Here is a 4,628-nt window from a genome sequence, read left to right as displayed (position 1 = left end):
CGCCGTCAAACGCGCCCGGCACAACTCCTACCGGGTCAAACGCCCCACCGACCAGAACATCCGCCATACCGGCCCGGCCACCCCCCTACTGGCCTGCCCAAACACCCAAACTTAACGGCATTGTGTCCGGGTCTACCCGGATCGCTTTGCGGCGAGCCTTGACCTCGTTCAGTGCCACGCTGACGTTGGCGGTCTGATTTGCCGCCGCGTTGAGGAATCCAGACGCCGCGATCGCCGGCAGATTGTCCAGGTGCGTGAAGTGCCACACCAACCAATTGCGTGGGTCGTCTCGCCGTGGTTTCCCGGCGCCAAGCGCGGCGAACCCGGACTCGCGGTAGTAACCCACTTCACCCATCCCTTTCCAAGCACCGAGACGGCCTGCCCTGGGGTGGCCATGCCACGACGGCCGCTCGGGAGGTAAGCCGCATGCGCGAAGAAGCCACCCCCGGCGCTGGCGCCCTACTGACTCGATCGCATGACGATGGTGGCGTGCAAACCGTGGAGCTTGACATGCCATGGCTCCTCTGCGGTCGAGCTGGACGGGACGAGCCGTAATGTATCGCGCACCGCACGAAAAGCTGGCGCGTGTCACCTGCGGGCTGGCGAGTGTGGTTGGGAAGCGAGGTGCACGGTGCCGGCGGAGGTGGTCGGTCCCTGCGGTCCGCCGCTCACGTCTGCGAGAACACGGCTGAGTGTGCCGTGGACCTGGTGGACTGTGCGTGAGGGAAGCTGGGTGATGTCGACTTCGACGGCGCCGGCGGCGTGGGTGCCGTAGATGTAGAGCGCGCGAAGGCGTCCGGGGCTGACCAAGATGCCGACGACGGCGGTGCCGCCGCCCGAGGCTGCGGGGACGGCCCACCATTGCCAGTGGTCCGCGGGCGGCGTGAGGTGCGCGAGGTCGGGGATGTGACGGAGCACGGCGTCGCTGGGGAGGCACCCGGAGCGGAGGTCTCCGTGGTGGGTCGTGGTCACGGACGTTCCTCGTGGTCGAGTTGGCCGGCGATGATCTGACCGTCGATGACGGCGGCGTCCGACGTGCGGGCGATCGCACGGAGTTCCTGGCCGAGAGTGACGAGACGGTCGGCGAGGGCGAGTTGCCGTTCGTAGGGCATGTCGTCGCTGGCCAGGTCCAGCGTGATGGCGCCGATCTCGTTGACCAGGTGCCGAAGGTGGACGAGGAATTCGCGTAGTTCGCGGCGCATTCCCGCCCCCTCACGCTCGCCCGGCGCGACGGCGTCGCCGAAACCAGCGGCGCAGCCGCGCTCGCTGGCCGATCCGCCACGGGCAGTGGTGCGGGAACAGCATGTGGATGACCCACGCGAACCCGATCCCCACCCCGATCGCTACCGCGTCCGCGACGACATTGACGAGAATGCGGCCGTAGGTCACTCCGCCACCCCCGATGCGTGGCCTATGAGCGGGAAATCGCCACTGCACCGGGCGGGCTGCGCTGGTGAAACCTTCAGTACTTGATCAACCACGCCCGGCAAGCTATGCGTCGGCGGGCGTAGAGGTTTGCGCGAAAAGCAAAGTCACCCGGTCGGGGCGAGCCCCATTCGGTAGGCCAGGCCACGCAGTTCCCGCCCGGCCGAGTTCTGCTTGGCGCGGGACAACAAGCCCGAGACGGTCTCGCGGATCAAGGGCTTGTTCCGGATGAGCTGCGGCGCGATGCGCTCGGCTTGGAGGAGCGCTTGCACGCTCTGCTCCCGGGTTTGTGGGTCGCACGCCAGCGCGCGGCCGAGATCGGCATAGAACACGCCTTGGCGGTCCTGGGCTGGGATCGTTTCGGGGTGCACGTCGCGTGCGAGCTCGGTGACCCGGCCGGCGTCGCCCAACTCCGTGTGCAGCCCGACACGCCAGATTCCCACGTTGTCCAGGGTGAAGTAGAGGTACCCGAAGTTGGCCGCGTGCTCGGGTACTCGGGTCGCCAGGTCCGATGCTTCGGCGAGATGGGTGGTCGTCTCGCTGGCCTGTCCCTGCGCGGCCGATGCGAGCGCTGCGGAAAGGTGCAGCATCCCCGCCGCCTGTAGGACGTTCGGATCGTCAAAGTGTGCGGAGAGCTGGTCGATGGTCCGGACACAGCGCGCGTACTGGTAGGCACGGCCCTGCTGTCCGGTCGCGTACGCGCGGAGGTAGGCGGCGAAGCCCAGCCATTCCGGAACAGCCAGTTCCTCGGCGACAGTCCTCGCGTGGCGGGCAGCGACCAGAGGGAACCCGTCCGCACCAAGGTTCTTGGTCGTGCAGGTTGCCGCGTAGTAGGCGTACATCAGCCCGGTGAGTGCATCGCGGCGACGCGCCGGTTCGCGTACGTAGGTCGCGTGCAGCTCGGCCAGCAGATCAGGCAGGATCTCGCCCTGAGATGCGTAGTCGGCGCGCAGCTCGTTGTTGAGACGATCGACCTCCGCGGCGAGCATCGGCCACGGCCGGATCTCGACCTCCGGGTCCGTGCCAAGTTCGTACTGGTCCAACGCGATGCGAACCTCGTTCAGCGCGGCCCGCGCCTCGCTGGACACCGGATCGGTTGGCGTATATGGACGACCCGAGAGTTCGGTGGGGGACACCCGCAGCGCTCGCGCCAGCGCTTCGAGCGTCCGCCGCTTCGTCACCGGTCGTTCGCCACGCTCGATGCGCGACAGGTGGCCGATCGAGATCCCGGAAAGCCCGGCCACCGCACTCAACGACTGGCGACGCCAATGCCGAATCTCCCGCAACCGTCGGCCGACCTCGTGTCCCTCGTCCATGGCACCGCCTCCCCGTCCGAGGTTCACTGATCTCCAGAGTACCGACGGTTGCCGATCAACTCGCTGGAGACGCCTGTGGCAGGTGGTACTTGGTGCCACGCCGTTGGCCGGTTTGGACCAGGTCGCCGCGGTCGACGAGGTGCTTGAGCAGCTTGCGGGCGCCTGGGGTGTCGAGCCCGGTGAGTTCGGCGACCTGGCTGGCCGTGACCGGTCCGCCGGCGGCGAACTCCAGGACTGCGGCGGTGTGCTGCGGGTCCGGTTCGCGGCTGGCGCGCGGCGCTCGCGGCTTGCCGTTGCTACCCCGGCTCGGTGTGCCGCTGCGGCGGGGGAGTGGTGACACGTCGACCCGGCCGGTGGGTCGCCAGCGGGCGAGGTCGTCACGGGCGAGGTCGAGTTCGGCGAGTTGGCCGTCGAGGAAACCCTCGTAGATCTCGCCCGGCGAGGCGCCGTAGATCGGGTCGACCTCGCCGTGCCACTGCTTTACCCACGGCAGCAGCTCGGCGAGCCCGGCGAGCAGCGGGGCGACCCGCTCCTTGTCCCAGCCGTCATCGGTTCGCCGCTGGGTGATGAGCACGGCCAGCGCCTGGGCCTGCTCGCGGTGGTCCCATCCGGCCCAGCCGAGGAGCAGGCTGCCGTCCCCCTCGCGGCTCGCGGCCGGGTAGGAGATGAACCGCTCCTTGGGCACGTCGAGCTTGCCGCGATGCCGCCAGTAGGAGTTGCGCAGGAAGTCGCTGGACGCGTACTTGGGTGGGACGGGGATCGTGCCGAGTCGCTTCTCGACTTCCCTGCGCACCTCGGGATGCGTGACGTCCTGCCCGAGTTCGGCCGCGATCGCGTCCTCCTGGCGTTGCAGGTCCCACACGCGCTCCCATTCGGCTCGCTTGCCGAGCGCGCTCGGCTTGTACCGGTAGGCGGCGAGGAAGGGCACGTGCTCGTCGTCCACGAGTGCGCCGACGATCTCGGCCAGGTCGGCGTCGGTGCGGCCGAGTGCGTCGGAGGCCCAGAGCCGCGCCACGTCGCCGAAGTCGGCGTCACCACGCAGCAGGTCCGCGAGCTGCGCCACGGTTCTCGGTGTGGGCTGCTCGATCCCGCTGGCGTCCTCGGCGTACCACAGGTGCCGCGCTTCGAGCCGATCCTGCAACCACTCCCGCAGCGCCCGCTCCTGCTGGCTTTCCCAGCTTTCGGCCGACCAACGCCGCTTGCACTCTGGCCGCTCGATCAGTGCGATGTCCCGCCGCGACTCGATCAACCGGATACGCGCCTCGACCACCCGCTTGTAGTCCTCAGGCCAGTGCGCGGGAACTTCCGTGATCGGCGTCGACCCGTGCCGCGCGAACCACTGCGTCTCCACCTCGCCGGCCGCCATCTTCCGCGCCAGCACGATCTCGAACGCGCGCTCACCCAGCTTGATCCCTGGCACCGTCGATGGGTCCGGGATGACTACCTCGGCCGCCTCAGCATCCGACAGCAACCCGTACCGCTGGTACACGTCCCAGTCGAGTTCTTCCTGCTCCGCGATCATCCGCGCCCGAATACGCTCATATTCCCCGTGTGCCTCGTCGAGCAGTTCGCGGGTGGGGCTGGTGTCTTGCGCAATGGACGCTGGCGTCGATGCTGAGAGTCGCTGAGCAAGATCGTCCAGTCGGCGCGTGCGCTCAAGCGGATACGTCACGGGTAGCGGGAACTGCTCAAGCTTTGTTCCTGTGAACTCGAAGAAGCGTTCCCACGCCTGCGACTTGAACCCCTCGTTGATTCCTTGACTGCGAGCGTTATTCAGGCCGGCTTGATCACCTCAAAGTAGGGCAACGACCCCGATCAGATAAGATCGTTTTCCTCCCACAGAACACGACTTACAGGCGGGGCCGTTGCGTTACCAGTCTACTACAG

6 protein-coding genes are annotated in these 4,628 nt (G+C 67.8%); all 6 read right to left on the bottom strand.

Annotated elements, in window-relative coordinates:
- Window positions 1-85: 85 nt before the first annotated feature.
- Window positions 86-346, bottom strand: a complete 261-nt coding sequence (locus tag FFT21_RS28070) for a DarT ssDNA thymidine ADP-ribosyltransferase family protein (RefSeq protein WP_137816922.1) — start codon at window positions 344-346, stop codon at window positions 86-88.
- 242 nt (window positions 347-588) lie between these two features.
- Entirely contained in the window at window positions 589-972 is a 384-nt protein-coding gene (locus tag FFT21_RS28065) for a hypothetical protein (RefSeq protein WP_137816921.1), read from the bottom strand.
- Window positions 969-1,202, bottom strand: a complete 234-nt coding sequence (locus tag FFT21_RS28060; RefSeq protein WP_137816920.1) for a hypothetical protein — start codon at window positions 1,200-1,202, stop codon at window positions 969-971. The genes FFT21_RS28065 and FFT21_RS28060 overlap by 4 nt, the downstream gene beginning before the upstream one ends.
- Window positions 1,203-1,212: 10 nt before the next feature.
- Window positions 1,213-1,389: a hypothetical protein gene (locus FFT21_RS29035; protein WP_153816595.1), complete on the bottom strand. Its 177-nt coding sequence runs from the start codon at window positions 1,387-1,389 to the stop codon at window positions 1,213-1,215.
- Window positions 1,390-1,532: 143 nt separating this feature from the next.
- Window positions 1,533-2,741 carry a helix-turn-helix domain-containing protein gene (locus tag FFT21_RS28055; protein WP_137816919.1) on the bottom strand — a complete coding sequence of 403 codons (1,209 nt, stop codon included), beginning with the start codon at window positions 2,739-2,741 and terminating at the stop codon, window positions 1,533-1,535.
- Window positions 2,742-2,796: 55 nt separating this feature from the next.
- Window positions 2,797-4,518, bottom strand: coding sequence for a BREX-2 system adenine-specific DNA-methyltransferase PglX (gene pglX / locus FFT21_RS28050; RefSeq protein ID WP_137816918.1), 1,722 nt, complete (start codon window positions 4,516-4,518; stop codon window positions 2,797-2,799).
- Window positions 4,519-4,628: the final 110 nt, after the last annotated feature.

The sequence above is a fragment of the Gandjariella thermophila genome, assembly GCF_005405885.1.
Lineage (GTDB): Bacteria > Actinomycetota > Actinomycetes > Mycobacteriales > Pseudonocardiaceae > Gandjariella > Gandjariella thermophila.
This window is presented reverse-complemented; position numbering and strand designations above follow the sequence as displayed.